Origin of the sequence: Microcoleus sp. BM001215392, from assembly GCF_036700185.1 — a bacterium.
GTDB lineage: Bacteria > Cyanobacteriota > Cyanobacteriia > Cyanobacteriales > Microcoleaceae > Microcoleus.
The window spans coordinates 1-1700 of record NZ_JAUBOJ010000679.1; the positions used below are offsets into that span (position 1 = coordinate 1).

Sequence of the window (1700 nt, forward strand, 5' to 3'; positions counted from 1 at the left end):
TACAGGAATGGAGCCGATACCTACAAACCTTGAATTATTTACACCGACTTACTTATATTTGCAAAAATGTGATGCTCCCCGCGACACACCCTACCTCTAATGACTAAGGAATGACAATTAAATAACTTACACAAGGAAAGTGGGATGGGCGGGACATCCCACAAGAATCATCAAGATGTCATATCAATTCCGTCAAGCATCAGAATCATTCATATCTCTTCTCTCTCTGTCTCTCTCTCTGTGTGTGTGTGTCAAGAGCGTCAAGAGCGGTTAAATCACCTGACGATACAACCGGAATTAATATCACCCTCATCTGTCAAGCGGTCAACTGCGATCTGTCAACTGAAACCAATCCTTGGATTGACAATGTAATCGTAAACTCAGCCCCCTCTCCCGAATTAGAAAAACACTGCAAATGACCCCGATGATTTTCCGTCACAATTTGATAGCTAGTTGCTAAACCCATACCCGTACCTTTACCCACAGGTTTAGTTGTAAAAAATGGATTAAAGATTTTTTCTTGAACTTTAAAACTCATCCCGCAACCATTATCCTGAATCGAAATCGCAACCTGATTTTCAGAAGTGAGAGAAGTGGTAATCGCAATTTTACCAATATAATCTAATTTTTCCCTAGGGTCTAGGCTCGATCGCTGTTGTTCGATCGCATCAATAGCATTGAGTAACAAATTCATAAATACCTGATTCAATAAACCACCATAACATTTAACCAGAGGTAAGTCACCGTAATTCTTGGTGAGATGAATCTCTGGTTTTCCGGCGCGACCATTCAATCTATTTTGGAGAATGACCAAGGTACTCTCGATATTTTCGTGAATTTCTATTTGTTTTAGATCGGCTTCATCCAAACGCGAGAATGTCCGTAGAGACTTAACAATATCACTGATGCGTGTGGCTCCTGTTTTCATCGATTTTAGCAATCTTTCAAAATCACTTGCGAGATAATCAAGGTCAATATTTTCAATAAAACTAGAAATCTCTTGCGGTGGACTGGGATAATAATTTTGGTAAAGATGAATTAGCTTAATTAAGTCACTGGCATAATCAGCGGCTGGTTTAATGTTGCCATAAATAAAGCTTACGGGGTTATTGATTTCATGGGCAATTCCCGCTACCAACTGCCCCAAACTAGACATTTTTTCTGCTTGAATTAATTGGGTTTGGGTGTTTTGCAATTTTTTGAGGGTTGCTGCTAATTCTTCAGATTGTAGCCGCAGTTGAATTTCTGATTGACGTACTGCTGATTCTGCCTCTATCCGCTCTATTTCTGCACCCGCACGGGTGGCAAATATTCTCAAAATGCCTGACTGCATTTCTAAATCTTGCACCATCGGTTTTGTGTCTAACACTGCGATTATTCCCAAATGATTGCCAGCAACGTCTACAATGAGCAAAGCAGCATAACTATCGGCTTGGAGGGCGGCTAATTTATGATTTTCAGGGAAGAAGGACTGCACAGTTTTTTGGTAGCGACATACATGAACGTGACTATCAGCATTTTGACAGGGTGTACCGGCTAAATTGTAAGTAAAGTTATCGCCAAAGTCGTCTCCTGCCCAAAATGCTAGAGTTTTTGCGATCTTTTTTTCTGAGTCCACAAATTCAGCGATTAAAGCATAACGAACTTGTAAGGATTCAGGTCTGAGAAATAGGAACGAGCTCAGGCATAGCCAAGTCACA

At 40.5% G+C, this 1700-nt stretch carries 1 protein-coding gene; it reads right to left on the minus strand.

What is annotated here, in order from left to right; genetic code table 11:
• Nucleotides 1–316: 316 nt before the first annotated feature.
• The coding region (locus QT974_RS34100) for a sensor histidine kinase (RefSeq protein ID WP_333472777.1) at nt 317–1700 on the minus strand (1384 nt) is incomplete at its 5' end.